This is a genomic window from Nocardia sp. NPDC049935, assembly GCF_055586645.1.
In genome coordinates, this window is record NZ_JBVJHV010000007.1 from 322,139 (window position 1) to 348,378 (window position 26,240).

The following is a 26,240-nucleotide window of genomic DNA, read 5'->3' on the forward strand; positions in this document are numbered from 1 at the left end:
TCACCGAAGCCAGGGCCCCGTCACCGAGTGGCGGGGCCCGGGCGGTTTCAGCGTGCCGCGCCGGAACCGGCCGCCGGAACCGGTTGCTCGTCCTCGGCATCGGGACCGTACGCGTCACCGACCAGCCGCCCCCGTTTCGCGTCGACCACATGGATCAGCAGGAACGCCGCCAGGCCGCAGACACTGCCGAAGATGATGGACGCGATCTGGAACGGTTCGTCCTGCAGTTCCCACACGAATCCGCATACCGTGCCCACCACGATGGACACCGGACCGGCCAGCCGGCTGGTCTTCTTCAGTACCAGCGCGAAAAGGAAGGCCGAGAAGGGTCCGGCCGACCGCATGGTGAAGGCGAACACCAGCAGCGGGATGATCTCCTGGCTCCACAGCGAGATCAGGGTGGCCAGCACCCCGACCACCAGTACGGCGATGCGGCTGTAGCGGAGTTCGTTGTCCTCGGAGACCTTCCTGCCCAGTTTGGGCAGCAGATCCTTGATGAAGATGGTGGACGAACCGAGCATGTTCCCGCTGGCGCTGGACAGGGTCGCCGAGACGACCGCGCTCAGCAGCAGACCCGCGATCAGCGACGGCAGCAAACCCACCGACACCGTGGCCAGCGCGTTGTTGGGATCGATATCGGGATACACCGCCAGCGCGATCAGGCCGAGCACGGCGGGGATGAACGCGTAGATCGACATCAGCGAACCGCACAGCAGCGAGCCCAGTACCGCGGTGCGCGGGGATTTCGCGGAATAGTAGCGCTGCACGGCCTCCTGTCCGGTGGAGAAGGTCATGAAGTACAGCACCACCAGGCCGATGATGGTCGGCCAGCCGATCTTGGTGAAGCCGAGCTGCCCCTCCGGCAGGTTGTCCACCACCGACTCCCAGCCGCCCGCGTTGTGCAGCGCGAACGGGACCGCGATCGCGAAACCGCCGACGATCAGGAAGAACTGCACGAAATCGGTGAGGGTGACGCTCCACATCCCGCCGATCCAGGTGTAGAAGATGACCGCGATCCCGGTGAACAGGATCGACCAGACCAGACTCACACCTCCCAGGGTGGACACGATGGTGGCCGTGGCGGTGATCTGCACGGCGGTCAGCGCCACCAGCGCGACACTGCCGAGTACCGCCGACATCGTCTGCGCGGCCGGGCCGTAACGCCGCCCGATGACCTCGGGCACCGTGACGGCCATGGTCCGGCGCATCGCGGGCGCCACGAAGGACACCAGCAGAATGCCGATTCCGGCGGCCACCACGTACCAGCCCGCCGACAGACCCCACTCGCCGTAGGCCTTACTGGCCACGCCGACCGAACTGCCGCCGCCGATCTCGGTGGCGGCCAGGGTTCCGGCCATCATCATGACGCCCAGCCGGCGACCGGCGAGGTGATAGTCGGTGCTGTCCTTGATGCGGGTCCGTGCGTACAGCCCGATCCCGATCATGACGGCCAGATAGACCACCATGATGGTGATAACGGTCGCGTTCATTGTCGATCCTTCGATATTTCAGATCTGCTCGGACGCAGACTCTTCAGCGGTGAGCAGTGCCTGTAGCAGGACGGCGAAGCCGTATGCGCCCCGGTACAGGTCGTCGAGTGGCAGGCACTCGTCGGTGGTGTGGGCGCGGCCGGGATCGCCCGGTCCGAACCCGAGGGTGGGTATCCCGTGCCGGCCCGCGGAGGCCGAACCGTTGGTGCAGAACCGGTAGTAGCCCGGATCCGGGTCCAGGCCGGCCGCGGTGAAGGCGCGCAGGACGTCCGCCGCGGGCCACCGGTCCGCGGGCACGGACCAGGCCGGTGCGAAGGATTCGGTGCGGACGGCGGTACCGGTCCAGGTGGTGAATTCGCTGTGCGCGAGGCCGACGCGAACGCGGGCGCCCGACGCGCCGGCCGCGCGCTCGGCGACCGCGCGCACCGGTGCCAGCACGTCGTGGGCCGTTTCCCCGGTCACCGTGCGGCGGTCGTAGGTCGCGGTGCAGCGGTCCGGCAGCACCGAGACGTTCGGATACGGCTCGGATTTCAGGTTGGTCAGGGCCATCATCGCCGGTCCGAGCTCCGGATGGGCGGGGAACTCGAGCCCACGCAGCGCGGTCATCACATCGGCCATGGCCTCGGCGGCATTCACCCCCGCCTCGGGGTAGGCCGAATGGCCCGAGCGGCCGAGCACCTCGACCCGGACCTCCGCCCGGCCGCGCTGCCCCAGCATCAACCGGTTCGCCGAAGGTTCCCCGATCACCACCACATCGGGGCGGACCCGGTCGAGTACCCGGCTCAGCGCGGGTCCCTCGACCAGTTCCTCGCAGACGGTTCCCGAGACGACCACGGTCCCCCGGTTGCCGGTGAGCATGGCCGCGCCGTGGACGCAGGCGGCCAGCGCGCCCTTCATATCCACCGCGCCGCGCCCGTAGACCACGCCGTCGGCCACTTCGCCCCACGGATCGTGGGACCACGCCCCCGGATCGGTGACATCCACGGTGTCCAGGTGGCAGTCCACCAGCACCGTCGGCCCCTCACCGAACCGCCGGGTCCCGATCACATTGCCCCAGTCGTCGACGATGACGCCGAAGCCGAGCGCGGTCAGCTCTTCCAGCAGCACCTCGGCCGCGGGTTGTTCGGCTGTGGCCGGACTGCGGGCGGCGAGCAGGCGCAGCAGGAAATCCCGCACGGCATCCGGATCGAGGTCCGCGAGGCACGGCGCTGCGGGCCCGGGCGATTCGCGGACGATATCGGAATCGCGCATCTCAGCGCTCACCTCCGGCCGCACCGGTCACGACACCCGGCCGGGCCCCGGTGTGCGCGCCACTCCGCCACACCGGCGTCCCGCCGACCGTCACCAGGTCCACCCCGTCGGGGGTGCGGTGCGGGTCGGCGTAGGTGGCGGTGTCCACATACCGTTCCGGATCGATCAGCACGAGATCCGCGCGCAACCCGTCGGCGACCGCGCCCCGGTCGCCGAGACCGAGCAGTCGCGCCGGCCCGGCCGACAGGCGGGCCACCGCGTCCGGCAGCGTGATCAGGTTTTCGCGCAACGCGAACCGGCCGAGCACCTTCGGCGCCGTCCCGTACAGCCGCGGATGCGGATGCGGGTTGAACACCCCGTCGGAACCGACCATCGCGCCGGAACGGACGAAGATCTCCTCGACCACCGATTCGGCCGAGTAGTGGTCGATCATGGCGGCGTCGAGTTCGGTATCGGAGAGCAGGTCCAGCACCGCGAACGCCGGATCCGCGCCGGTCTCCCCCGCGATCTGCGCGACGGTTTTGCTCATCTCACCGGCACGCGCGCCGCCGGCCTGGGTGATGACGATATTGTCGGCCCCGCAGGCGTCGAACAGGTTCTCCCAGCCCGGGAGACCACGATGCATATCGCGACCCATCCGCTCGCGTTCGGCGGGGTCGCGGAGGCGTTCGAGGGTGGCGGTGGGACCGCCGTCGAAGGCGTACGGGGGCAGCAGAGCGCTGAGCAGGGTGCTGCCGGCGCCGTAGGGATACTGGTCGAAGGTGAGCCGGATCCGGTCCTGCGCCGAGGTCAGCAGGTCGATGAGATCGGCCAGCAACTCCGGGACACCCACCAGCTTCACATGCGAGATATGCAGCGCCGCTCCGGTGAGTTCGGCGACCCGGACGAATTCCCCGATCGAATCGATGACCCCGGCCGCCTCGTTGCGCACATGCGGCACCAGCGGGACATCGAACTTCGCCGCGCATTCCGCGATACCGATCAGCTCCTCGGTATCGGCGTAGAGGCCGGGCGCGTAGATCATGCCGAACGACACCGCCCGGCAGCCCGCGGCCAGCGATTCCTCGATGAGATCGCGCATGGCCGCCATCTCCCGGGCATCGGGCCGGCGGTCGGCGTTGCCCATCACCACTTCCCGGACCGCGCTGTGCGGAACACAGGCGACCATGTTCGCGGCCGGCCGGGCACCCGCCAGCGCCGCCAGATACTCCCCCATCCCGCGCCAGTTCCAGGGTGCGGCCGCGCTGGGCTCCAGCCCCCGCAGATAGCGCCGCCGGCTCGCCCGGGTCGCGTCGGTGACCGGGGCGGGACCCAGCCCGTCCGGGCAGATCAGTTCGGTGGTGAACCCCTGCGCGACCTTGGCCGTGAGCAGCGGATCGTCGAACGGGCGCAGCGCGGAATGCGCGTGCAGGTCCACGAAGCCCGGGAACAGCAACCGGCCGGTGCCGTCGATTCGCTCGCCGGCCGATTCGATCGGCAGCCGCGGGCCGACCGCGGCGATACGGCCGCCCTCCACGGCGACGTCAGCGGTCCGGACACCGGTTTCGTCGACCACATCGACACCGGTGATCAGAAGGGCTGCCTCCACAGTTCCTCCAATTTGTATGACAACTGACATGAGTTCTAACACAGGGGACAGAACTGCGGAAGAGATCGGGAAAAGACGGAAACATGATGGTTACGTCCGGGCAGGCAGGGACACACCCGCGACACGCATCGGCCGCGCCGGGAAAACCGGTTGAGATCACCCACGCGCGTCCGGCTTCATGGAAAGCGATGAGCACACTCAGGCAGCGCCCCCGGACCGCCCGCGCGGCGGGTGACGGGCTGAAGCTGCATCGCCGGTCGCTGCGGTTGGACGGACGTCGTCACACCGTCATCTCGTTGCGCCCGGGAACCACCGCCCGGTTCAGCACGAACTATTTCCACCACACCTGGCATGTACTCTCCGACGATCACGGTGCCCGCCTGCTCGCCACCCTGTTCTGGGGCCTGGCCTATCAGGCCCGGCCCGGCACCGTACTGGTGATCGACCGGCCGTTCATCGATCCCACACCGTTCGAGGCCGCCCCCGCCTACCCGATCGTGCTGGTCCCGGGGTGGTGCACCCGGCTCACCACCCGGGCCACCCGCGATCTCCTGCGTACGCTGCCGTTACGGAACACGCCGGAGGGCACGGTGCGCTGGCGGACGAGCGGCCTGGCCGGGGCGCCGAACCCTCCGCACTGGGAACCGCGGCGCGGGTATACCGAGCGGGTGGCAGGCGCCGTCCTGGTGAAACCCGCTTCCCCGGCGGAATGCCGCGAATGGGCGATGGACGCCGCCCGGCTCGACACCGGGGCGTACGGCACCGACTACACGTACCTGGACTCACCCGGCCGGTGGACCAGCGGGGAGATCCAGATCTTCCGGCGGTTCCATCACCTGGTGAGCACCGCCATCCGGGCCCGGGAGTCGGTGTTACGGCACGCGGACGTCCCCACCGATCCCGAAGTACTCGACCCGGCGATCTGGGAGGAAGCCGATCTCGTGCGCGGCCGGGCCCACCTGAAAATCCTGGAGTGGCGAAACTACCGGTAGCAGATCGGCCGGCACGCCGCGGCCTGGCTCACGAAGGCGGAAATCGACAGCTTCGAGGAGTTGCGGCGGGTCGGCGCGGTGGAGACGTATCGGCGGATGCGCGCGGCCGGCGGCGAACAACTCGATATCCGGATGCTGTGGGCGCTGGAATGCGCGATTTCCGGCAGCAACTACCGGTATCTCGCCGCCGCGCGGAAGCGGGAACTGGCGGCGGCGCTACACCGCTCGCCGGAGCCCGCCGGCGACGTCACTTACTGAGACCCGCGTCTCCCCACATACCGTTTCCGGCCTGGCTGCAACTCTCCAAATTGCCGCCGACGAACAGGAAACTGATGGTGAGATTCTGCACACCCGTCACCGGGATGTCGATCTTCGGCGCTTCACCCGCACGGACATTTCCGGAGTTATAGATCGATTTGTTGTCGGCGATCACTTCGAACTGCAGCACCGATTGCGAATTGCCGCCGTCGGCGATGCCGACGGTCGACGAGAAACGGGACCACTCACGGTTCAGGTTGTAGGTGTGGGAGACCTCGGTATCGCAGCCGCTGAACTGTTGATAAATCGAATGCGGGTAGGAGACGCCGGCCAGCGGCATCGATCCCATATACGCCGGACCACTGGTGGGCGTCATATCGGCCAGGTACTGCTGCGGGACCGCGGGGACCGGCGGTGCGGGCGGCGGGACCGGCGCCGCACTGGAGGTGGTGGTCGTAATCGCTTGTGCGGTATCGGAATCCGCGTCACCGGTGCCCGTCCCGGCGATCAGGGAGACGACGAGCCCGACGATCGCCAACCCGATGCCCACACCCGAGACGATCAGCACTCCGCGCTCGGCTCCGCCGCCGGACGGACCGGGCTCGGCGCCCGTCGTCAGCGAATGGGGGCGCGGGATCGGCCCGCGAGTGGGTTCGGTTGGATTGGACACGCGCACACTCTTCTTCGACGAAACTCGACGGAACCCGGTCGGGCGCCGCAGCAGAGATATACCACGCCGGGTAGGGCTATGGAATTGGAGCGCTTCACTCGATTGTTCCGCCGGGGAGCCGATGTTCGCAAGTACACCGGCGGGCAACGCCTCGGCAATGAAATGGACGGCATGTTTTCGGCTTTCATCGGTCCGGACCGGACGGACGGCCGGCGAACCGGATTTCGATCCGCTTCCGGTGACCGGTGTCGTGACCGCCGGGCCCCGCGGGGGGTGACGATCGCCATGATCGGAACGGGCCGATCGGTACGGTAGGGTGTCCGTAGTACCCGCGCCCGATGCGCACCCACGTACTATCCGTCGCGGATTCCAGCCTTTCGCGTCGGGACCCGCGACACCGCCCCCTCGTGTAGGCGCGGACGAACGGTCCGAACGGACGTCGCGGTATCACCTCCGATGCCGAAAGGCCCCCATATCTCCATGCCTGCCCACACTGCTGCCGCGCGCTCGTTCCCCGATCTCGGCGTACCCGCCGAGATCGCCGCCGCGCTGGCCTCCGGTGGCATCACCGACCCGTTCCCCATCCAGGCCGCCACCCTGCCCGATTCGCTGACCGGGCGCGATGTCCTGGGTCGCGGGAAAACCGGCAGCGGCAAAACCCTCGCGTTCGGTATCCCGCTGGTGGCGCGGCTCACCGGGACCACCCGGGTGCCGAAACGGCCGACCGGCCTGATCCTCGCGCCCACCCGGGAACTCGCCACGCAGATCGCGGCCACCGTCGGTCCGCTGGCCGAGATCGGCGGCCTCCGCGTGACCACCGTATTCGGCGGGGTCCCGGTGAACCGGCAGATCCGGGCGCTGGCCCACGGCGTGGATATCGTCGTCGCGTGCCCCGGCCGGCTCGAAGACCTGATGAAACAGCGGGCGCTGACCCTGGACGCGGTTCGGGTCACGGTGCTGGACGAGGCCGACCATATGGCCGATCTCGGCTTCCTGCCCGGTGTGACCCGGATTCTGGCGGCCACCCCGGCCGGCGGCCAGCGGTTGCTGTTCTCGGCCACCCTGGACAACGGGGTCTCCAAACTGGTCAACCGCTTCATGAGCGATCCGGTCTCGCATTCGGTGGACGACGAGGCCGCGCCGCCCCCGAAGATGGAGCACCACGTCTTCGAGGTCGACGGATCCGCGGCCAAGAAGGAACTCGTGCGGGCGCTGGCGGCCGGCGAGGGCAGGCGCATCCTCTTCATGCGCACCAAACATCACGCCCGGCGGCTCGCCGGGGAACTCACCAAGGCCGGAATCGCGGCCGTGGACCTGCACGGCAATCTCTCCCAGCCCGCCCGCGACCGTAACCTCGCGGCGTTCGCCGCGGGCACCGCGAAGGTCATGGTGGCGACCGATATCGCCGCCCGCGGTATCCACGTCGACGATCTCGAACTGGTCGTGCACGTGGACCCGCCCGCCGAACACAAGGCCTACCTGCACCGTTCCGGTCGCACCGCCCGCGCGGGCACCGAGGGCACGGTGGTGACGCTGGTGTTGCCGGAGCAGCGCAAGGATGTGGCGGCGCTGCTGCGCAAGGCCGGTATCGACGTCGCTCCGCAACCGGTGACCGCCACCTCGGCGGCGGTCACCGCACTGACCGGCGGTGTGGCCGCGGGACCGGCGGTGGTCCCGGACCGGCCGGCCACCGCCGAACGCGACGGCGCCCGGACCGCCGGCGGCGGGCGGGGTCGCCCCCGGGGTGGTCGCGGACGTGGATCGGCCGCGCGCGGGCGTGACGACGGCACCACCGGCGGGTCCGCCGAGCGCACCTCCCCGCGCGGCGGGCGGCGCGGCCGGGGCGGCGCGGCGAGCAGCACGCGCGAACACACCGGCACGGTGGAGCACGCCGGAGCGCGCGGTTCCGGCGCCCGCCGCGGCAACGGCTCCGACGGCACCTCGAAACGAGTGGGCACATCCGGGCATACGACCCGGCAGGCCGCGTCCGCCGGCAGGCGGCAGCAGAGCACCGGCAACCAGCAATCGGCGAATGCGCGGAACGCGGCCGGCGGCGCCCACCACACGGACTCCGCGCGCGGGTCGCGACGGCCCCGCCGGGCGACCCGCCCCGCCGGCTGACCTCCCGGATCGCGACGGCCGGCCCCGGGATGACCGGGGCCGGCGTGGCGGCGGTGCGCCGCGGCTATCCGGCGATGTTCCGATAATCCAGCCCGAGCGGGTTCCCCACTCGCGCGATCGGCGGTGACTATCGCCGCGACGGTTCCCGGCGGCCGGCGCCCACACTGACCCCATGACCAGCGTGGGGAGTACACCCGGCCGACCGACCGAACCCGATCCCGCACACATCCGCGGAACGGAACCGGCCGCGCGCGGCTGCCCGGCCACCCCCGAACCGGTGGCGTGACCGCGATGGCGCGACTGCGGATCGACGGGGTGTCCAAGAGATTCGGGCCCGAGGATGCCGTCCGCGAGGTGAGTCTCGATATCGCCGACGGCGAGTTCATGGTCTTGCTCGGGCCCAGCGGCTGCGGCAAGTCCACGCTACTGCGATTGGTGGCCGGGCTCGAGGAGCCGACCGCGGGCCGGATCCTGCTGGACGATACCGATATCACCGGTACCGGCCCGCAACAGCGGAACCTCGCCATGGTTTTCCAGAGTTACGCGCTGTACCCGCATCTGACGGTGGCCGGCAATATCGGATTCCCGCTGCGGTCGCGGCGGATGCCCCGGGCGCAGGTCGCCGCGCGGGTGGCCGAGGTGGCGGCGGCGCTGGATCTGTCCGATCTGCTGCGCCGGCGACCCGCGGCACTGTCGGGCGGGCAGCGGCAGCGGGTCGCGCTGGCCCGGGCCATGGTCCGCGAACCGGGCGCGTTCCTCATGGACGAACCGCTGTCCAACCTTGACGCCACCCTGCGGGGCAGCACCCGCGCCGAGCTCGTCGCGCTGCACCGGAGGCTGGCGACGACGTTCCTGTACGTCACCCACGACCAGGTCGAGGCCATGACGATGGCCGATCGGATCGCGGTACTGGACCGGGGCCGGATACAGCAGGTCGGCACCCCGGCCGAACTCTACGACCACCCGCGCTCTGCCTTCGTCGCCGGATTTCTCGGGGCGCCGCCGATGAATCTGCTGCCCGCGACGGTCACCGTGCGCGACGGCGTCGTCCGCGCGGTCGGCGACGGACTCGATATGGCGCTGCCCTTCCCGGCCGCCGAATTCGACGCCGCGACCCCGGTCGTCGTCGGATTGCGGCCCGAACAACTCCACCTCGACCCGAACGGCGATTGCCTGCGCGGCGTGGTGACCCGGGTGGAGAACCTGGGCGGTGAGGTGCTGATCCACTGCGCCACCGGCGCGCACACCCTGTGCGCCCGGGTACGCCGGCCCGCGGGCGTCACCGCCGGTGAACCGATCGGACTGCGCATCGCACCGGCCGATATCCATCTCTTCCACGCCGATTCCGGTCTGCGCCTGACCTGGCGTCCCCGGAACCACACACCCGCCGGCCACGAGGCCGGCGTCTCAGGAACCATCCGATGAGGAGATTCACCGTGAAACGCATCGTGGCCGTGCTGGGTCCGGTGTTCGCCGCCGTCCTCGCCCTGAGCGCCTGCGGCGCGCCGGGCAGCACCCCCGGTGCCGGCCCGGATGCGGCGCCGGTCCCGGAACTCGCACCCGGTCAGCAGGTGTCCATCGTGTTCGAGTCCTACAACTACGGCCTCGCCGGACCCTGGACCGATACCTTCGATTCCCTGATCGCGGACTTCCGCCGGAAATACCCGAATATCGCGGTGACCGCGCAGAAACCGCAGGGCAACAGCCCGAATCCGGCCACCGATACGGTGTCCAGCGTCCAGAGCCAGATGGTGGCCGGCACCGCCCCCGACGTCGCGCAGCTCGGCTTCAGCGATCTGGACTTCACCGTGAACCGCCTCGGCGCGCGGCCGCTGGACCTGCTGTTCGGCGGCGACGCGGTACGGGCGAATTTCGACGGCGAGCGGCACGGTTACGCGCCCCGGGCCCGCACGCTGGCCGATTGGGACGGCCACACCTACGGTGTGCCGTTCGTGTTCTCCACCCCGGTCCTCTACTACAACGCCTCCCTGTTCACCGCCGCCGGACTGAACCCGGACAGGCCGCCGGCCACCTGGCGGGAAGTGCACGACGCCGCCGCCGCGATCGCCGGGCGCACCGGGCGCGGCGGTGTCTATATCGACTGCCTCACCGAATCCGCCAAGGACTGGTGCTTCCAGTCGCTGGTGCGGTCCAACGGCGGCCGGGTGATCGCCGACGACCGTGCCAGTCTCACCTTCGCCGACGCGCCCGCCGTCGAAGTGGCCGCCATGGGGCAGCGACTGGTCGAATCGGGGGCGATGCCCCGGTTCAACCAGAAGCAGGGATACGAGGCCTTCGCGCGCGGTGAGATCGGGATGATCCTGGAAACCAGCTCCATCCAGGGCAATTTCGTCAAGGGCGCCGCGAACAGCTGGGATCTCCGGTCGGCGCCGATGCCCGCCTTCGCCGGCCGCCCCACGGTACCGACGAATTCCGGCGCCTCCCTCTACATCCTGTCGGACGACCCGGCGAAACAACGCGCCTCCTGGGAGCTGATCAAATTCCTCACCAGCGAACACGCCTACACCCGGATCTCGCAGGCCATCGGCTACCTGCCGCTGCGCACCGGCCTGATCGACGATCCGGCCGGCCTGCGGGAATGGTCGCGGCGCAACCCGCTGCTCACGCCGAACGTCACGCAGCTCGCCGCCATGGAACCGTGGATCTCGATGCCCGGCGACAACTATCTGCAGATCCGGGACGGCATGATGGCGGCGGTCGAAGCGGTGGTCTTCCAGGGGGCGCCGCCGCAGGCCACCCTCACCGAGGCCCGGGACCGGCTCACCGACCTGCTGCCCGCGTCATGAGTACGGTCACCGTCGTCCAGTTCACCGATACCCATATCCGGCCCGCGGGCGAGCTGATGCACGGCACGGTGGACACCCATGCCAACCTGGTCCACGCGCTCGAGCGGTTGCGCGCGTTCGGGCAGCCGATCGACGCGCTGGTGCTCTCCGGCGATCTCACCGATACCGGCTCGCGGGAGGCCTACCGGCGGCTGCGTGACACGGTCGAACCGGTGGCCGAAGAACTGCGCGCGCGGACGATCTACGTGATGGGCAACCACGACGAGCGCCGGGCGTTCACCGCCGAACTCGGCCGGCCGCTCGACGATGTGCACGATATCGCCGGACTGCGTGTGGTCACGCTGGACAGCACGACCCCCGGCCGCCACGACGGCAGGCTCGAGGACGACCAGCTGGCATGGGTGGCCGCCGTACTCCGCGAACCCGCACGCCACGGCACAGTGCTGGTCCTGCATCATCCGCCGATCCCGTCGCCGATCGCGACCACCCAGGCCCTGCGGCTCCACCGGCCGGAACGGCTCGCCGCGGTGATCGCCGGAACGGATGTGCGACTGATCGTCTGCGGCCACAACCACTACACCGGCGCGGGTGCGCTCGCCGGAGTGCCGGTATGGGTGGGTCCCGCGCTGTCCTACCGGATGGACCCCTTCGCCCCCGCCGGGCGGCACCGCGGCCGCACCGGCTTCGGATTCACCCGCATCGATCTGCTCGGGCCGGATCCGGTGGCCACGGCGGTGGAGGTGACCCCCGCCACCGCGGTCTACGACCGGGCCGAACAGGACGCGCTGGACCAGCTGGCGGCACTGCACTCCGGGGAGGGCTGACCCGATGCTCGTGATCGAATCACCCGCGGCCGATCCGTCCGGAAGCGGATCACCGGGACCCGGGAAGAGCGCGCCGGCCGTCCGGGGCGGCCGTATCCTCCGCCGCGCGGCCCCCTACCTGTATCTGGCTCCCGCCCTGGCACTGCTCGTGGTGTGGGTGTACCGGCCGCTGGTACGGGCGGTGGAACTGTCGACCTATTCGTGGAATCTGCTGCCGACCGCGCCGGCGCAGGGGGTCGGCGCGGACAACTACCGGCGGCTGCTCGGACTCGCCGAATTCTGGGATTCCCTCGCCCGCACCGGAATCCTCGTCCTCGGACTGCTGCCGTTCACACTGCTGCTGCCGGTGCTCATCGCGCTGGCCGGCCGCCGGGTCGGGCGCCGGGCGCGCACCGTGTACCACGCCCTGGTCTTCGCGCCCTTCCTGGTCGCCCCGGTCGCGGCCGCGGCGGTCTGGCGCTGGCTGCTGCATCCCGGCAGCGGTTTCGCGGGCCGGATCCTGGGCTCGGACCGCAACTGGGTCTACGACGCGGACACCGCGCCCGGGGTGATCGTCCTCGTCACCGGTTGGCAGCTGCTGGGATTCGCCGTGGTCGTGGTGTGGGCGGGCCTGGCCGGGATCAACGGCGACTACGAGGAGGCGGCCCGGGTCGACGGTGCGAGCGCCGGACAGATCACCCGCCGGATCACCCTGCCGCTGCTCTCCCCCACCCTGGCGTTCCTGCTGCTGCTCACGGTCCTGCTCGGCCCCGCCCTGACCTTCCCGCTGATCGACTCGATGACCCAGGGCGGTCCGGCACAGGCCACCACGAATATCTACTACCTGCTGTGGGACTACGCGTTCCACAGTTTCGACGCCGGGCTCGGCGCCGCCGCCGGGGTGCTGCTGTTCGCCGGTTTCGCGGTGATCGCGGCGCTGTTGCTGTGGTTCTCGGAAAAGGTGAGCTTCCATGACGATTGACCGCTCCCGCGGCGCGACGATCGACCGCCTCCGCAGCGCGGCGAGCCACCTGCTCCTCGCGTTCACCGCGGGATTGTGCTTCTTCCCGATCTACTGGTTGTTCGCGACCTCCCTGCGGCGGCCCGAGGACGTGACCGCCCTGACGCCCATCCCGTGGCCGCTCTCGGTCGCCAACTATCGGGATGCCGCCCGGGAACTCGATATCGCCCGGCTGATCGGCAATACGTTCTGCGTGGCCGCGCTGTCGGCGGTGGGCCAGCTGCTGATCGCGCTGCTGGCCGCCTACGCCTTCGCCGTGTACACCTTCCCGTTCCGGCGCACGCTGTACCTGGCCTTCGCGGGCGCCTGGCTGGTGCCGTTCCAGGTGACCATGCTGCCGAACTATGTCCTGCTGGCCCGCCTGGGCCTGATCGATTCACTGATCGGCGTCGTCGTCCCCACCCTGTGTTCGGCGCTCGCCGTACTGCTGCTGCGCCAGCATATGGCCGGCTTCCCCCGGGAACTGCTGGCCGCCGCGAAGATCGACGGGCGCTCGTCGTGGTCGATCCTGTGGACGGTGGTGGTCCCGAATCTGCGTCCCGCGCTGGCCGCGCTCGGGATTCTGCTGTTCATCAACGCGTGGAACGAGTACTTCTGGCCGGCGGTCGTCCTGCGCGGGTCCAACAGCGTGGTGCAACTGGGGCTGCGGAGTTTCATGGGCACCGAGGGCGATCAGTGGGGGCCGATCATGGCGGTCGCGGGCCTGGCCTGCCTTCCGGTCCTGATTCTGTATCTGCTGCTACAGCGCCATATCGTGAACGCGTTCGTCCGCTCCGGACTCACCTGACGGCGGCCGGGTGCGCCTCGTCACGCTCCGGTTCCGGGGTATCCACGCATTCCAGGAAGAGGTCCACGGCGGGATTGGTCTCATCGGTCCGCCACACCGCGTACAGGTCCAGCGTCGGCACGGGGTCGGCGAGTTTCACCGCGACGGTGCCGGTGCCCTCGGCGCCCATCCCCATCGACACCGCGCGCGGCAGCGACGCGAACCCCACCAGCGGTCGCACCGACACCATATGCGCGGTGGCGCCCGGATCGTCGGCGCTGTGGGCGATCGACAGGGTGATCTTCGCGTCGGACGCGGCCCGCAGCAGCGAGTCGTACATGGCCGGGCACTGCTCCCGGGCGAACAGCACACAGTCCTGATCCGCCAGTTCCGCGAACGACACCCGCGACCGGTGCGCCCAGCGATGCCGGCGCCCGACCACCGCGACCATCGGCACCCGGTGCAGCAGCCGCCGGTACCGGAACTCCGCGGTACCGGGGTGTCCGTACACCAGAGCGAGATCCAGCGAGCCCGCGGCCAGGGCCGCCAGCTGCGGGCCGGTGCGTTTCTCCCAGAGCGAGACCTCGATGGCGGGATGCCGGTCGGTGAGCCGGGCGAGCGCGTTCGGCAGCACATGACGGCTGGCGGGCAGGTTGTAGCCGATGGCCAGCGACCCGGCCCGGCCCTCGGCGGTCGCCTTGGCCGCCCGGGCCGCCCGGTCCAGCGCGGCGACGACCTGCCTGGCCTGATGCTCGAATTCGCGACCGGCCGGGGTCAGCCGGACCTCGTGGGAATTCCGTGCCACCAATTGCACACCCAGCGCTTTCTCCAGTTTCTGCAACTGGGCGGAAAGACTGGGCTGAGTGAGATGCAGGCGTTGCGCGGCGCGGCCGAAATGCAACTCCTCGGCGAGGGCGAGGAACGAGATCAGATGTCGGAACTCCATACCGCCGGCTCCTTCTCCCGCCCTCTCCGCCACGGTAGCGGGGCCGGGTAACCGAGGATGAACCGGCGCCGCCCGGGCGGCGCCGGGACCGTTGCGTGCCGGTGAACCCCATCCGACCAGGTCGTAACCAGTTGGTACAGGGGCCCCGAGGGGCTCGACGCGGCGGCGGGCGCGGGGCACGATGCGGGTATGCGGTGGGTTGTCGCGCTGATATCGCTGGTCCTCGTCACCGGTTGCGCCACGGCGGGCGACCACGCCGCGATCGGCCCGCGGGAGTTCGATCTGCAGGCACACCGGGGCGGGCTGGGCCTGGTTTCGGAGAACACCCTCGCCGCCTTCGCGAACGCGCTCGAACTCGGGGTGAGCACGCTCGAACTGGATGTGCAGATCACCGCGGACGGCTATCCGGTGGTCACCCACGATCGCGATCCGAATCCGGCCAAATGCGCCGATACCGCCCCGGCGTTCCCGGGCGATCCCGAATTTCCCTATGTACCGGGCAGGACGTTCCTCCGCGATCTCACCCTCGCCCAGGTCCGCACGATCGACTGCGGATCCCGGCAACTGGCCGGCCACCCGGAACAGCGGATCGTGCCCGGAGCCCGGATGCCGCTGCTGTCGGAGGTCTTCGATCTCGTGCGGACCTACCGCGCCGATTCGGTGCGCTTCGATATCGAGACCAAGGTGGAGGCCGCGGCCCCGCGGGAGACCGCGCCACGCGAGGATTTCGCGCGCATCGTGGTCGACGAGGTGCGGCGGGCCCGGCTGACCGATCGGGTCACGATCCAGAGTTTCGACTGGGCGGCGCTCGCCTCGGTCCGCGCGCTCGCCCCCGAACTGCCGCTGGCCGCCCTCACCAACGGCGCGCAGTTCCTCGAAGCGGACCGGCCCGGCCGGTCGCCGTGGCTGGGCGGTGTGGATATCGACGACTTCCCGGGAACGCTGCCGGAGAAGTATGTGGCGGCGGCGGCCTCGCTGGGCGTCGCGACGGTGTCACCGGTACACGGCGATCCGCAGGACGGCGTCGCCGGCGACCCCGGCTACCGGCCCTTCACGACCCGCGCGCTGGTCGACGCCGCGCACCGGCACGGGATGCGGGTGGTGCCGTGGACGGTCGACGACCCCGCCACCATGGCCGCACTGCTCGACCTCGGGGTCGACGGACTCATCACCAACCGGCCCGATCTGCTGCGGAATCTGCTGGCGGAGCGGGGCTACGCGCTGCCGGAGCCGGTCCGGGGGTCGTGATCGGCCCGGTTCAGCGCGGGGCGACGGTTCGCGGTTCGGGATATCGGCGCCGGTGCGGCGGCCGGCCCTGCGTGCGGTGGTGGGGTACCCGCTGGATCCCGGACAGATCCCGGCGCACGACGTGGTTGCGGTCGGCGATCGAACCGAGGCTGTAGCGGGACTGCAACCCGAACAGCTGGGTGCGCGTGCGCGCGCTCCACCGCCGGGCGGCGGCGCGGCGGGTGGTCTGGAACGTCACCATGTACCCGCCCTCGTACAGGCGCAGCAGCGCGTAACCGGCGGGATATTCCTTGATCGCGGCGACCTCCAGGAACTCCACCGCGAGCGCGGTATCCGGGCGGGTCCGGCGATTGCGGTGGGTGTGGCCGCTGTGATGCAGGAACACCCCCGGCGCCCGTTCGTAGAGCCGGTGCAGTGTGGTGGCGTTGTCACGGTCGAGGACGAACCCGGGCCCGCCCATATTGCCGCGGCCGGATTCGCGGGTCACCGGATGATGGCCGAAAACCAGTGTGGGACGGTCCGGTTCGTCCCGGAGCAGGCCGCGCAGGCGGGACAACTGCTCGGTGTCGATATGCCCACCGGCGTGGTCGAGGTGGGTGGTGTCCAGGCCGATCACCCGCAACCCGCCCAGGTCGTAGTCGGCCAGTCGCTGGCGCGGCAGGAACTGCGGCCCCCAGCAGTCGTGGTGCCCGGTCCCCGCCAGCCGCGCCCCGGACTCCCAGTCGGCGCCCACCCGTGGCCGGTCGTGATTTCCCCGGCACACCAGCAGATCCCGGCCGAACTCACCCCAGCTGTCCAGACGCCGGCGCAGGGTGCGGGATTCGCCCGGCGTGCCGTCGTTGGTGAGATCGCCCGCGAGTATCAGATGTTCGGCCGCGCGATCGGGTGCGCGCACATCCTGCAGCAGAGCGTCCAGCATCACCGCCGGGTAGGCCGGCATCCCGGGTTCCCGGCGCACGCCGGTCGGTAATCCGGGCACGATCTGCCCGCTGACCTCCTCGCCGAAATGCACATCGTTGGCCAGGGCGAGGGTGCGCAGCAACCGCCCCGGCGGCGGTATCAGGGTGCGGAACTCGTGCGCCGGTTCCTCGTTCCACCAGCTCAGCGGCGATCCGGAAACGGCCCGCACACCGCGCGATCGCGCCTCCAGCCGATAGCGGCGGCCGGGTTCGAGTCCGGTGATCTCCACATAGTGGAAGGGAGTGGGGGTGTTGTCGTAGTGCACGACCGGCAGCGGTTTCGGTGAATCCGCCGGGCCGAGGGCGAATTCGGTATCCGAGGCCACCGGACGCCAGCGCCCGATGGCGTCGGGTGCGGCGGTCGTCCAGGTCACCGCCACCGACTGATCGCTGACGGTGATCACTTCCAGATCGCGGGCCACCATCGGGAAGGTGGCCGGCGCGAGTAGCGCGAATCCACCGGCCGGAGTGGCGGCGGCCGCGGCGGCGGCGAATGCGGTGAGTACGGTCCTGCGGGAAGCCTGGTGGCCCATCGCAACCCCTGAGGTTTCGCGGTTGCCTCGACGGACCCGACAGTATCGGCACAATCGTGCAATTCGGTGAACGGTAAACGAGCCGAGCAGGTCGATTTCCCCGCGCGCAGGCGAACCGCCCGCCGCCGCGGTTGCGGCGACGGGCGGTTCGGAACGACAGCGGAGTCAGTGCGCGAGTACCGGTTCCCCCTCGGCCGGAGCCGGGAGCGCATTCGGCAGCAGGAATCCGAGCACCACCGCGCCGAAGGCGAAAATGCCCGCGGCCCAGGCGAAGCTGGTGGTGTAGCTCTCGATGGCCGATTGCGCGACGGTCAGCCGATCCGGAGTCCGGGCGGCCAGGTAGTCACCGGCGGCCGACGCCGCGATGGTGCTCAGCAGCGCGGTGCCGATCGACCCGCCGACCTGCTGACTGGTGTTGATCATCGCCGAGGCGACCCCGGCGTCGTCGTGACGCACGCCGGCGGTGGCGCTCTGGAAGGCGGTCGACATCGCGCCGCCCAGACCCAGGCCCAGCAGGATCAGTCCGGGCAGGATATGCGTGGCGTACCCGGTGTCGAGACCGATCCGGGTGAGCCAGGCCATGCCGACCGCGGCGATCACGAATCCACCGCTCACCACGACCTTGGGGCCGAGTTTGGGCAGCAGCAGCGAAGGCGTGGTGGTGGAGGAGGCGACCATCGCCGCCACCATCGGCAGGAACGCCACACCGGTCATGATCGGCGAGTAGCCCAGCGTCAGCTGCATGTAGTAGGTCAGGAACAGGAAGATCGCGAACATCCCGATCCCCATCACGAATACCGCCAGGTAGGCCCCGCCGCGGGTGCGGTCGAGCACGATGCGCAGCGGCAGCAGCGGATGCGCCACCCGGGTCTCGAGCCAGACGAACAGCGCCAGCAGCGCGGCGCCGCCGATCAGGAAGGCGAGGGTGGCCGAATCGCCCCAGCCGTGGCTTTCGGCGTGGGAGAATCCGTACACGACGGCGAACAGCGCGGCGGTGACCACCGCCGTGCCCGGGATATCGAGTTTCGGGCGGGCGCCCCCGGCGTGCCGGGCCAGCAGCAGCACCGCGCCGACCAGGGCCACGGCCGCGAAGACCAGGTTCACGAACATCACCCAGCGCCACGACGCCCACTCCGTGAGCGCGCCGCCGAGCAGCAGGCCGATCGCGCCGCCGGTACCGGCGACCGCGCCGAAGATACCGAAGGCCTTGGCCCGTTCCTTGGGTTCGGTGAAGGTCACCGTGAGCAGGGACAGGGCCGCGGGCGCGAGTAGCGCGCCGAAGATGCCCTGGCCGACACGTGCCCCGACCAGCATCTCGAAATTGGTGGCCGCGCCGCCGACGGCCGAGGCCACCGAGAAGCCGATCAGGCCGATGATGAATGTGTTGCGCCGGCCGAACAGGTCGCTGAGACGGCCGCCGAGCAGCAGCAGGCTGCCGAAGGCCAGGGCGTATCCGGTGATCACCCACTGCCGGCTCGCATCGTCGAACCCGAGGTCACGCTGCGCCTGGGGCAGCGCGATATTCACGACGGTCGCGTCGAGCACGACCATGAGCTGGGCGACGCCGAGGACGGCGAGCACCCACCAGCGCAGCGCGTGCGAACCACGCCTGCCCGTCGGTGTGTCCTGCGCGGAAGGCCCGCGCTCGATCATGGTAGTCATCTCGCCCCTTGAAAGAAGGTGGTCAGTGGAGGAAAGATCAGATAACCGGAGGAAGCATCTCCGCTTCGATGAACGCTATCACAATAACGGAGGATCGACCTCCACATAATCCCGCCGTTGCTAGAATGTGGCTGTGAAACACGCCACGACCCTGCGCGCACCGCGGCGGCTGCGCGCCGACGCCGCACGCAATCAGCAGCGCATCGTCGAGGCCGCCCAGGAATTGTTCGCCGATCGAGGACTCGAGATCACGCTCGACGATGTCGCCGAACGCGCGGGTGTCGGCGTCGGCACGGTCTACCGCCGGTTCGCCAACAAGAACGAACTCATCACCGAGGTCTTCCAGCAGAGCCTCGGCGATTTCGCCGACGCCGCCGAGGCCGCCCGGTCCAATCCCGACCCCTGGCTCGCGCTGGTCGAATTCGTCGAATACGCCTGCCGGCATCTGGCCGTCAACCGCGGATTCGGTGAGGTGATCCTCGAACTGGACCTGGACACCGAGCGTTTCCACGGCATCCGCGACCGGATCAAACCGGCCATCGCCGCGATCGTGGCGCGGGCCCGGGAGGCGGGGGTCCTGCAACCCGATATCGAGGCCTCGGACCTCTTCGCGATGATCCATATGGTCGACGGCCTGGCCGAGTTCGCCAAACCGATCAACCCCGATGTCTGGCGCCGCTATATGGCGATCGCCCTGAACGGTATCCGCGCCGACGGCGTCGAGCGCCGTGATCTGCCCGTTCGCGCGCTGACCGACGACGAGGTCGATCGCGCCAAAACCGCCAAGGCCGCTCCGTGCGGCGGCACCCGGCGCCGCTGACGCCCACCGGCGGGCACCGCCGGGATACTACGTCTGTTCCCGGCTCACGCTGAAGGCCGAGCAGCCCGGTGCGAGCACCGTGCCACTCATGGTGTGGCCGTCGAGGCGGGTCGCGGCCAGATCCACCATCGAATACCCCTCGGCCTGTTCCAGCCAGGCGACCTGCTCGAACCGCGGCAGCCCGGCCTGAAAGGACACCCGCATCTCGAAGGTGCCGGTTTCCACGGACATATTCGACCGCACCGGATAGAACCGGAACTGGGCCCGGCCCGCCGGTTCGATGGTGAGGGTCAGCCCGGTATCACCCTGAACACAGGTATACGTCCCGACCCAGCGCCCGGCGATCGCAGTCATCTCCGGCGAGCCCGAGGCCGCCGGGCCGTCACCCTCCGCGGCGATCGCGCTGCCCGACACCGTGTTCCCGCACCCCGGCAGTACCGCCACCGCGCACAGCGCCGCCGCGATACACCACCGGATTCGTTTGCTCCCGCCCACCCGTCGGAGCGTACTCGGGCGGACCCGAACCCGAAACCGCCCCTGCTCAGCGGCTCCGAACCGGTTCGGGCCCCGCCGGACGGCGCAGCGCCGCGTCCAGCCAGTCCTGGACCGCGCCGGTGGTGCAACGGCTGCCGATCGCCTCCGCTGTGAGCGCCCAGTAGCGCGACGCGGCGGGATGCCCGGCCGGCGGGCCCGCCGACAGACCGCGCCGGAACGCGGGGGTGTCGCGGCGGCCGCGCGCCCGGGCGTGCGCGGCGACGAACAGGTCCAGTTCCGGTCCGGCCGCCGGCTCGTCACCGGCGAGCACCCGGTCCGCGGCCGGAGCGTAGGCGGCGGCGAGATCGGAGAGCAGCGCGCGTTTGTCCCGGATCGACTCCTCGTCGCGCCGCCAGAGCTGCCGGGCGGCCACCTGCCGCAGCACCGGCGCCCGGACCAGTCCGACCAACTCGGCGAACGCCAGCACCTGCCGGGGCCGCGGCGTGGCCGGGATCGGCGGGATATCCATCGCGGCGAAATCGTCGAAGAGCGCGGCCGGCATGGCGGACAGGAGCGTGCGCCAGAAATCGATCAGCGTCGTGCGGACCGCCGCCCGGTCGGCCACCGCGGCCAGACTCGTCAGCGCCTGATCCTGACCGTCCGCCTGCTCGAGCGCGCCCAGCACCGCGTGCCGCCAGGACAGCTCACCCAGTTCCGCGGCCACCGCGGCCCGTTCCGCGGCGAACGCCGCGCCGGCCGGCCGATCGCCGGCCAGAACCCCGGCGATCACGGTCAGCCCCAGGCCGACCGCGCGCAACCGCCGGATCGTGCGCAGCCGGTCGAGGTCCTCCGAGGTGAAAACCCGATGCCCGCCGCCGGTCCGGAACGCGGTGAGCAGTCCTTCGTCGCAGTAGAAACGGATCGTGCGGACCGGAACGCCGGTGCGCACGGACGCTTCGCCGATACTCACCGCGTTCCGCGGATATATGAGGTGCGTCACAGTTACTGGAACCTCCACCCGAGTGGAGTTCCTACGGTACCGGAGACGATCCGAGCACTGGAGGTACCGCGATGAGCAGCGACAACACCGAAGAACTCGTCTGGGCGGCCGTGACCGACGAACGCCGCACCCTGGCCGATCTGCTGGCCGGACTGCCGGCCGCGCACTGGGACCATCCGACGCTGTGCGCGGGCTGGCGGGTCCGCGATATCGTCGCCCATATCCTGCTGACCTCCCGGGCCCGGCTCGGCTGGCTGCTGTGGCAACTGGCCCTGGCGCGCGGGAGCATCGCGCGGATGAACTTCGAGACCGCCATCCGCTACGCCGACAGCCGCACACCGGACGCGCTGCTCGCCGAATTGCGGGCGCTGATCCCCGTGCGGCACAAACCGGTCGGGACGACGGCGACCGACCGTCTCATGGACCTGGTGGTCCACGGCCAGGACATCGCGATACCCCTCGGTCTCCGGCGGGAGATCCCGGCGCGGGCCGCCGAATGGTCGGCCGAACGGATCTGGGAGATGGGCTGGCCGTTCCACGCGCGGCGCGATCTCGCCGGCCACCGGCTGATCGCGACAGATGCCCGATGGTCGGCCGGGGCCGGGACTCCGGTGCGCGCGCCGATGACCGAGCTGCTGCTGATCCTCACCGGGCGCGAACCCGTACCCACCGGCTCGGGCACCTGACGGGAATTCCCCCCGCGGCCCGGTGTTGTCGTCGCTGTGACCAGCGAAACCACCCCGCGCCGCGAACTGCTCCGTGATTTCCTGCGCGCCCGGCGGGCGCGGCTGCGCCCCGAGGACGTCGGTATCCCGGCGTCGGGCCGGCGGCGCACGCCCGGGCTGCGACGGGAGGAGGTCGCCGTCCTCGCCGGTGTGGGGGTGTCCTGGTACACCTGGCTGGAGCAGGGACGCGAGATCACGGTGTCCGATGATGTGCTGGATGCCGTGGCCCGGGTGCTGATGCTGACCGAACCGGAACGGGCCCACCTCTACCTGCTGGCCGGGCTGAACCCGCCCCCGGCGCACTGCGCGCCGGGGGCGGCGGTCCCGCCCGAGATGCGGCAGCTGGTCGCCGCCTGGGCGGGTCCGGCCGTCCTGCGTGACCGCTACTGGAATGTGCGGGCGTTCAACGACATCGCGGCGACGGTGTTCGGCTACGGCGACGGCGACGACAACTGCCTGATCACCTATTTCACCAACCCCCGCTACCGCGCGATGGACGAGCTGTGGACGGCGAACGCGCCCGCGGTGGTCGCCGCCTACCGGGCGAGCGCCGCGCTCTGCCCCGGCGACCCCGAACTCGCCCGGGTCACCGACCGGCTGACCGCCTCGAGTCCGGAGTTCACCGATCTCTGGGCACGCCAGGATGTCGGAGTCCCGGCCCAGGCGGTGAACGCCCTGCGCCACCCCGAAGCCGGCGCCCTGTTCTTCGACGTGACCACACTGACCGTCGCCGACCGCGCCGAATGGCAGCTGGTGCTGTACAACCCCCGCCCCGGGACACCCACCGCCGATCGGCTGCGGCGGTTGCGGCTCGCCGCACCGGCCCGAGGCCCGCATCGTGGTGGTGCCACACCCACCATGAACACGCACTGTTCGCCGCCGCCGGACGCGCGCACGCTGAAACCATGACACCCCCTGTTTCTCGATACGACGGCCGGATCGCGCTCGTGACCGGAGGCTCCAGCGGAATGGGTCTGGCGACCGCGCGCCGGCTCCTCGCCGAGGGCGCCGAGGTGGTCGTCACCGGGCGCGACCAGGCGCGGCTGGATCGCGCGGTGGCCGATCTGGGCGACCGCGCGACCGGAATAGCCGGCGACGCCACCGATCTCGCGGACCTCGACACGCTGACCGCCACCATCGGGGAACGGTTCGGCGGACTGGACCTGGTGTTCGCCAATGCCGGTATCGGCGCGTTCGGGCCTGTCGCGGCGGTGACCGAAGCCGAGTTCTACCGGGTCGTCGACAGCAATCTCAAGGCCGCCTTCTTCACCGTCCAGAAATCGCTGCCGCTCCTGCGGCCCGGCGCCGCGATCGTCCTTACCGCCTCGTTCGCCCCGCACCGGGGCGCGCCCGCCGCCGCCCTCTACACCGCGACCAAGGCCGCCGTGCAGAGCCTGGCGCGGACCCTCGCGGCCGATCTCGTCGACCGGCGCATCCGGGTCAACTCCGTGAGTCCCGGCTATATCGACACTCCGGCCTTCCGGGCCGAAGCCTCCGGCGAGATCGCCGCCGCGATGGGCACGACGGTGGCCGCGGGCCGGATCGGGTCGCCGGCGGAGGTGGCGGCCGCGGTGGCATTCCTCGGATCGGCGGAGGCGTCCTATATCAACGGCCAGGATCTGCTGGTCGACGGTGGGCTGATCTCGGTCGCCCCGGCCGCCATGGTGTAGCGGCCCGATCTCATTTCTCCGCGATACCGTGGCGCGACCGGCCCGCCACGAAGACCTCGAACCCGTCGAGGTGGCGGGCCAGGCCGTACTCGAACAGTGCTTCCAGATCCGTCGGCGCCTCGTCGGACAGGGCGGCCAGTAGCGGGAACTCACCGCTGTGCAACAGATCGCGCGTCCTGGAACGCTGGGCGGCCTCCCAGCCGGCCCGCGTGATACCGGTGTCCTGTTCGGCCTCGGTTTCCTCGGCCATGGTCATCGCCAGGGTGACGACCAGCGCGTGCAGGGTGAGCGCCTCGTGCATCCGGACCGTCAGGGGCAGGCCGAGGCCGTCCAGGGCGGCCAGCATCCATTCGGTCTGGGCCATCATATTGGGCGCGAGCAGCGGCCGGGTGAACGAGATGACCCGGGGCAGCCACAGATGCCGCCGGCACAGCCGCCACTGCCGGTACGCGGCCAGCTCCAGATCCGCCCGCCATTCCCGGCCGCCCGGCGCGGGCAGATCGAGCTCGCCGAACACCTCATCGGCCATCTGTGTGAGCAGTTCCTCCTTGTTCGCCACGTACCGGTACAGCGACATCGGTCCGGCGCCGAGGTCGGCCGCCAGCCGGCGCATCGACACCGCCTCGAGTCCTTCGCTGTCGGCGATCGCCACAGCACTGCGCAACACCCGCTTTCGCTGCGAATCCCGATCCACGAATTCGGGCGCGGGCCACGCCCGCGGCCGGTCCGCCGCGGGGGCCCGCCGGCGACCGGCGGGCGCGCTCACCACCGTGCCGGCCCCCACCCGCGATTCGACCAGCCCTTCGTCGCGCAGGGTGGCCATCACCCGTGTCGCGGTCGCGATCGCGACCTCCCAGCGCGCGGCGATCTGCCGGATGGAGGGCACCCGGTCACCGGGTTTCAGCCGGCCGTCGCGGATCCGGTCGCGGAGATCTCCCGCGATGACGAGATAGGGGGCTTCCGGACGCGGGGTCCTCGGCATGATTCCTCCACTTCAGCGGTGGGTTTCCGGTCGAGTGTACTAGATCACCGGCCGAGTGGACTAGTACACCAATTCGCTTCTGACATGGCTTTCGGCAAGACATTTGGCTACCTTCGAGCCTGTACCGATACAGCGTACGCAACACTGCGGCGCGGATCCGGGCACGCCCGCCGCCCGCACCCGCGCCGCCCCGATTCGACGACACCCAGGAGACCCCTATGAACGGCCGGAACGTCCTGATCTCCGGCGCCGGAATCGCCGGACCGACCCTGGCGTACTGGTTACGCCGATACGGCTTCCATCCGACCGTTGTGGAACGCGCCCCCGAACCGCGCAGCGGTGGTCACGCGGTCGATATCCGGGGCACCGCCCGGCAGGTCGCCCAGCGGATGGGCATCGTCGACGAGGTCCTGCGAGCCCACACCGGCGCCCGCGGCATGGCGTTCATCGACGAGACCGGCGGACGGGTCGCCACCATGAGCACCGAGGTGTTCGGGGATTCGGGTGGCCCGGTCGCCGAAATGGCGCTGCTGCGCACCGATCTCGCCAAGATCCTCTACGAGCGGACCCGTGACGACGTCGAGTACCTCTTCGGTGATTCGGTCACCGCGGTCACACAGGACGACGCGGGTGTGCGGGTGGAGTTCGCGCACACGCCGGCCCGGCGTTTCGATCTGCTGATCGGCGCGGACGGTGTCCGCTCCACCGTGCGCCGGCTGGTCTTCGGCGCCGACGAGCGCTATATCCGCGACCTGGGCTCCTATATCTGCCTGTTCACCGTCCCGACGACGGTGGAGCTCGACGGCTGGCAGTTGATGTACACCATGCCCGCGGGCAACGGCCGGCCCGGCCGGACCGCCGCTCTGCGGCCCCGCAAGGAGCCCGGCACCGCGGTCGCCGGCTTCTTCCTGCGCTCGGCGCCGCTGTCCTACGACCGCGAGGACCTCGACGAGCAGAAGCGAATCGTGCTGCGTGCCTTCGACGGCGACGGCTGGGAGGTCCCGCGGATCCTCCCGGAGATCTGGAACACCCCCGATTTCTACTTCGACCGCGTGCACCAGATCGAGGTCCCGGTCTGGTCGCGCGGCCGGACAGCGCTGCTCGGCGACGCCGGTTACTGCGCCTCGCCGATGTCGGGTATCGGCACCAGCCTGGCACTGGTCGGCGCCTATCTCCTGGCCGAGGAACTCGCCACCGCCGAAGGCGACCACCGGATCGCCTACCCGGCCTATGAGCGCCGGATGCGCGAATTCGCCGACCGTGCACAGGAATTCGCGCGCAGCGCCGGCGACGGCGGCCTCATGCCCGACACCCGGGCCCAGCTCTGGATCCGCAACGGCTCGATCCGGCTGTTGCCCTATCTGCCGAAACGCCTGGTCGGTCGCGGTATGGACAAACTGTCCACCACCGTGCGACTCGATGACCGGCTCGGCACCACCGCCTGATTCACCTGA

At 70.3% G+C, this 26,240-nt stretch carries 24 protein-coding genes; 14 read left to right on the plus strand and 10 right to left on the minus strand.

All coding sequences use genetic code 11. The features are described 5' to 3' along the window. Nucleotides 1-47 precede the first annotated feature (47 nt). Genes ACZ6SF_RS26380 through ACZ6SF_RS26390 form a run of 3 tightly spaced genes read right to left on the minus strand, consistent with a single transcriptional unit; the run spans nucleotide 48 to nucleotide 4,329 of the window. Nucleotides 48-1,490, minus strand: coding sequence for a sodium:solute symporter family protein (locus ACZ6SF_RS26380; protein WP_466065418.1), 1,443 nt, complete (start codon nucleotides 1,488-1,490; stop codon nucleotides 48-50). 18 nt (nucleotides 1,491-1,508) lie between these two features. After that, nucleotides 1,509-2,741, minus strand: a complete 1,233-nt coding sequence (locus ACZ6SF_RS26385; RefSeq protein WP_466065420.1) for a YgeY family selenium metabolism-linked hydrolase — start codon at nucleotides 2,739-2,741, stop codon at nucleotides 1,509-1,511. Nucleotide 2,742: 1 nt separating this feature from the next. After that, nucleotides 2,743-4,329: an N-acyl-D-amino-acid deacylase family protein gene (locus tag ACZ6SF_RS26390; protein WP_466065422.1), complete on the minus strand. Its 1,587-nt coding sequence runs from the start codon at nucleotides 4,327-4,329 to the stop codon at nucleotides 2,743-2,745. A gap of 188 nt (nucleotides 4,330-4,517) precedes the next feature. On the opposite strand from ACZ6SF_RS26390, the gene ACZ6SF_RS26395 reads away from it, so the two are divergent. After that, nucleotides 4,518-5,321, plus strand: a complete 804-nt coding sequence (locus ACZ6SF_RS26395; RefSeq protein WP_466065423.1) for a hypothetical protein — start codon at nucleotides 4,518-4,520, stop codon at nucleotides 5,319-5,321. A 3-nt stretch (nucleotides 5,322-5,324) separates the two neighbouring features. Next, nucleotides 5,325-5,579, plus strand: coding sequence for a TfoX/Sxy family DNA transformation protein (locus tag ACZ6SF_RS26400; protein WP_466065574.1), 255 nt, complete (start codon nucleotides 5,325-5,327; stop codon nucleotides 5,577-5,579). Here ACZ6SF_RS26400 and ACZ6SF_RS26405 read toward each other — a convergent pair. Continuing rightward, complete coding sequence (locus tag ACZ6SF_RS26405) at nucleotides 5,569-6,249, minus strand: NPCBM/NEW2 domain-containing protein (RefSeq protein WP_466065425.1); 681 nt, start codon at nucleotides 6,247-6,249, stop codon at nucleotides 5,569-5,571. The two genes, ACZ6SF_RS26400 and ACZ6SF_RS26405, sit on opposite strands and share 11 nt — an antisense overlap. Before the next feature lie 480 nt (nucleotides 6,250-6,729). Between ACZ6SF_RS26405 and ACZ6SF_RS26410 the strand changes: the two genes are divergently transcribed. The 6 genes from ACZ6SF_RS26410 (at nucleotide 6,730) to ACZ6SF_RS26435 (ending at nucleotide 13,788) form a co-directional block, all read left to right on the plus strand. After that, entirely contained in the window at nucleotides 6,730-8,370 is a 1,641-nt protein-coding gene (locus ACZ6SF_RS26410) for a DEAD/DEAH box helicase (RefSeq protein WP_466065427.1), read from the plus strand. Between the two features lie 291 nt (nucleotides 8,371-8,661). Beyond that, on the plus strand, nucleotides 8,662-9,795 hold the full coding sequence (locus ACZ6SF_RS26415; RefSeq protein ID WP_466065429.1) for an ABC transporter ATP-binding protein: 1,134 nt from the start codon (nucleotides 8,662-8,664) through the stop codon (nucleotides 9,793-9,795). Then, nucleotides 9,792-11,177, plus strand: a complete 1,386-nt coding sequence (locus tag ACZ6SF_RS26420; RefSeq protein ID WP_466065431.1) for an ABC transporter substrate-binding protein — start codon at nucleotides 9,792-9,794, stop codon at nucleotides 11,175-11,177. The genes ACZ6SF_RS26415 and ACZ6SF_RS26420 overlap by 4 nt, the downstream gene beginning before the upstream one ends. Next, nucleotides 11,174-12,001, plus strand: a complete 828-nt coding sequence (locus ACZ6SF_RS26425; protein WP_466065433.1) for a metallophosphoesterase — start codon at nucleotides 11,174-11,176, stop codon at nucleotides 11,999-12,001. The genes ACZ6SF_RS26420 and ACZ6SF_RS26425 overlap by 4 nt, the downstream gene beginning before the upstream one ends. A 4-nt stretch (nucleotides 12,002-12,005) precedes the next feature. Then, nucleotides 12,006-12,962, plus strand: a complete 957-nt coding sequence (locus ACZ6SF_RS26430; protein ID WP_466065434.1) for a carbohydrate ABC transporter permease — start codon at nucleotides 12,006-12,008, stop codon at nucleotides 12,960-12,962. Further along, nucleotides 12,952-13,788, plus strand: a complete 837-nt coding sequence (locus tag ACZ6SF_RS26435) for a carbohydrate ABC transporter permease (protein ID WP_466065436.1) — start codon at nucleotides 12,952-12,954, stop codon at nucleotides 13,786-13,788. The genes ACZ6SF_RS26430 and ACZ6SF_RS26435 overlap by 11 nt, the downstream gene beginning before the upstream one ends. Here the strand turns inward: ACZ6SF_RS26435 and ACZ6SF_RS26440 are convergent. Beyond that, complete coding sequence (locus tag ACZ6SF_RS26440) at nucleotides 13,781-14,713, minus strand: LysR family transcriptional regulator (RefSeq protein ID WP_466065438.1); 933 nt, start codon at nucleotides 14,711-14,713, stop codon at nucleotides 13,781-13,783. The genes ACZ6SF_RS26435 and ACZ6SF_RS26440 overlap by 8 nt on opposite strands. A gap of 189 nt (nucleotides 14,714-14,902) precedes the next feature. On the opposite strand from ACZ6SF_RS26440, the gene ACZ6SF_RS26445 reads away from it, so the two are divergent. Continuing rightward, the gene (locus ACZ6SF_RS26445) at nucleotides 14,903-15,961 is read left to right on the plus strand and encodes a glycerophosphodiester phosphodiesterase family protein (protein WP_466065440.1); all 1,059 of its coding nucleotides are present in this window, start codon (nucleotides 14,903-14,905) and stop codon (nucleotides 15,959-15,961) included. Between the two features lie 10 nt (nucleotides 15,962-15,971). Here ACZ6SF_RS26445 and ACZ6SF_RS26450 read toward each other — a convergent pair whose 3' ends face one another. Further along, complete coding sequence (locus tag ACZ6SF_RS26450; protein WP_466065442.1) at nucleotides 15,972-17,453, minus strand: phosphohydrolase; 1,482 nt, start codon at nucleotides 17,451-17,453, stop codon at nucleotides 15,972-15,974. A 165-nt stretch (nucleotides 17,454-17,618) separates the two neighbouring features. Further along, nucleotides 17,619-19,115 (minus strand): MFS transporter, encoded by a 1,497-nt coding sequence (locus tag ACZ6SF_RS26455; protein ID WP_466065444.1) that lies wholly within the window; start codon nucleotides 19,113-19,115, stop codon nucleotides 17,619-17,621. A 133-nt stretch (nucleotides 19,116-19,248) separates the two neighbouring features. On the opposite strand from ACZ6SF_RS26455, the gene ACZ6SF_RS26460 reads away from it, so the two are divergent. Beyond that, on the plus strand, nucleotides 19,249-19,935 hold the full coding sequence (locus ACZ6SF_RS26460) for a TetR/AcrR family transcriptional regulator (RefSeq protein ID WP_466065446.1): 687 nt from the start codon (nucleotides 19,249-19,251) through the stop codon (nucleotides 19,933-19,935). A 27-nt stretch (nucleotides 19,936-19,962) separates the two neighbouring features. Here ACZ6SF_RS26460 and ACZ6SF_RS26465 read toward each other — a convergent pair whose 3' ends face one another. Continuing rightward, nucleotides 19,963-20,430 (minus strand): hypothetical protein, encoded by a 468-nt coding sequence (locus ACZ6SF_RS26465; protein WP_466065448.1) that lies wholly within the window; start codon nucleotides 20,428-20,430, stop codon nucleotides 19,963-19,965. Between the two features lie 46 nt (nucleotides 20,431-20,476). After that, nucleotides 20,477-21,409, minus strand: a complete 933-nt coding sequence (locus ACZ6SF_RS26470; RefSeq protein WP_466065450.1) for a MerR family transcriptional regulator — start codon at nucleotides 21,407-21,409, stop codon at nucleotides 20,477-20,479. A gap of 71 nt (nucleotides 21,410-21,480) precedes the next feature. Between ACZ6SF_RS26470 and ACZ6SF_RS26475 the strand changes: the two genes are divergently transcribed. The 3 genes from ACZ6SF_RS26475 to ACZ6SF_RS26485 are packed head-to-tail and all read left to right on the plus strand — an operon-like array spanning nucleotide 21,481 to nucleotide 23,804. Next, nucleotides 21,481-22,095 (plus strand): maleylpyruvate isomerase family mycothiol-dependent enzyme, encoded by a 615-nt coding sequence (locus tag ACZ6SF_RS26475; protein ID WP_466065452.1) that lies wholly within the window; start codon nucleotides 21,481-21,483, stop codon nucleotides 22,093-22,095. A 36-nt stretch (nucleotides 22,096-22,131) separates the two neighbouring features. After that, nucleotides 22,132-23,043 (plus strand): helix-turn-helix transcriptional regulator, encoded by a 912-nt coding sequence (locus tag ACZ6SF_RS26480; protein WP_466065454.1) that lies wholly within the window; start codon nucleotides 22,132-22,134, stop codon nucleotides 23,041-23,043. Next, nucleotides 23,040-23,804, plus strand: coding sequence for an SDR family oxidoreductase (locus ACZ6SF_RS26485; RefSeq protein WP_466065456.1), 765 nt, complete (start codon nucleotides 23,040-23,042; stop codon nucleotides 23,802-23,804). Before ACZ6SF_RS26480 ends, ACZ6SF_RS26485 begins: the two co-directional genes overlap by 4 nt. Before the next feature lie 10 nt (nucleotides 23,805-23,814). Here ACZ6SF_RS26485 and ACZ6SF_RS26490 read toward each other — a convergent pair whose 3' ends face one another. Beyond that, nucleotides 23,815-24,786, minus strand: coding sequence for a TetR/AcrR family transcriptional regulator C-terminal domain-containing protein (locus ACZ6SF_RS26490; protein WP_466065458.1), 972 nt, complete (start codon nucleotides 24,784-24,786; stop codon nucleotides 23,815-23,817). Nucleotides 24,787-25,004: 218 nt separating this feature from the next. Between ACZ6SF_RS26490 and ACZ6SF_RS26495 the strand changes: the two genes are divergently transcribed. Next, entirely contained in the window at nucleotides 25,005-26,231 is a 1,227-nt protein-coding gene (locus ACZ6SF_RS26495) for an FAD-dependent monooxygenase (protein WP_466065460.1), read from the plus strand. Nucleotides 26,232-26,240: the final 9 nt, after the last annotated feature.

Bases quoted from the DNA above. Each gene is read 5' to 3' on its own strand.
- ACZ6SF_RS26380 (WP_466065418.1), bottom strand. From the start codon at position 1,490: ATGAACGCGACCGTTATCACCATCATGGTGGTCTATCTGGCCGTCATG.
- ACZ6SF_RS26385 (WP_466065420.1), bottom strand. From the start codon at position 2,741: ATGCGCGATTCCGATATCGTCCGCGAATCGCCCGGGCCCGCAGCGCCG.
- ACZ6SF_RS26395 (WP_466065423.1), top strand. From the start codon at position 4,518: ATGAGCACACTCAGGCAGCGCCCCCGGACCGCCCGCGCGGCGGGTGAC.
- ACZ6SF_RS26410 (WP_466065427.1), top strand. From the start codon at position 6,730: ATGCCTGCCCACACTGCTGCCGCGCGCTCGTTCCCCGATCTCGGCGTA.
- ACZ6SF_RS26415 (WP_466065429.1), top strand. From the start codon at position 8,662: ATGGCGCGACTGCGGATCGACGGGGTGTCCAAGAGATTCGGGCCCGAG.
- ACZ6SF_RS26420 (WP_466065431.1), top strand. From the start codon at position 9,792: ATGAGGAGATTCACCGTGAAACGCATCGTGGCCGTGCTGGGTCCGGTG.
- ACZ6SF_RS26425 (WP_466065433.1), top strand. From the start codon at position 11,174: ATGAGTACGGTCACCGTCGTCCAGTTCACCGATACCCATATCCGGCCC.
- ACZ6SF_RS26430 (WP_466065434.1), top strand. From the start codon at position 12,006: ATGCTCGTGATCGAATCACCCGCGGCCGATCCGTCCGGAAGCGGATCA.
- ACZ6SF_RS26435 (WP_466065436.1), top strand. From the start codon at position 12,952: ATGACGATTGACCGCTCCCGCGGCGCGACGATCGACCGCCTCCGCAGC.
- ACZ6SF_RS26440 (WP_466065438.1), bottom strand. From the start codon at position 14,713: ATGGAGTTCCGACATCTGATCTCGTTCCTCGCCCTCGCCGAGGAGTTG.
- ACZ6SF_RS26445 (WP_466065440.1), top strand. From the start codon at position 14,903: ATGCGGTGGGTTGTCGCGCTGATATCGCTGGTCCTCGTCACCGGTTGC.
- ACZ6SF_RS26450 (WP_466065442.1), bottom strand. From the start codon at position 17,453: ATGGGCCACCAGGCTTCCCGCAGGACCGTACTCACCGCATTCGCCGCC.
- ACZ6SF_RS26455 (WP_466065444.1), bottom strand. From the start codon at position 19,115: ATGACTACCATGATCGAGCGCGGGCCTTCCGCGCAGGACACACCGACG.
- ACZ6SF_RS26475 (WP_466065452.1), top strand. From the start codon at position 21,481: ATGAGCAGCGACAACACCGAAGAACTCGTCTGGGCGGCCGTGACCGAC.
- ACZ6SF_RS26485 (WP_466065456.1), top strand. From the start codon at position 23,040: ATGACACCCCCTGTTTCTCGATACGACGGCCGGATCGCGCTCGTGACC.
- ACZ6SF_RS26490 (WP_466065458.1), bottom strand. From the start codon at position 24,786: ATGCCGAGGACCCCGCGTCCGGAAGCCCCCTATCTCGTCATCGCGGGA.
- ACZ6SF_RS26495 (WP_466065460.1), top strand. From the start codon at position 25,005: ATGAACGGCCGGAACGTCCTGATCTCCGGCGCCGGAATCGCCGGACCG.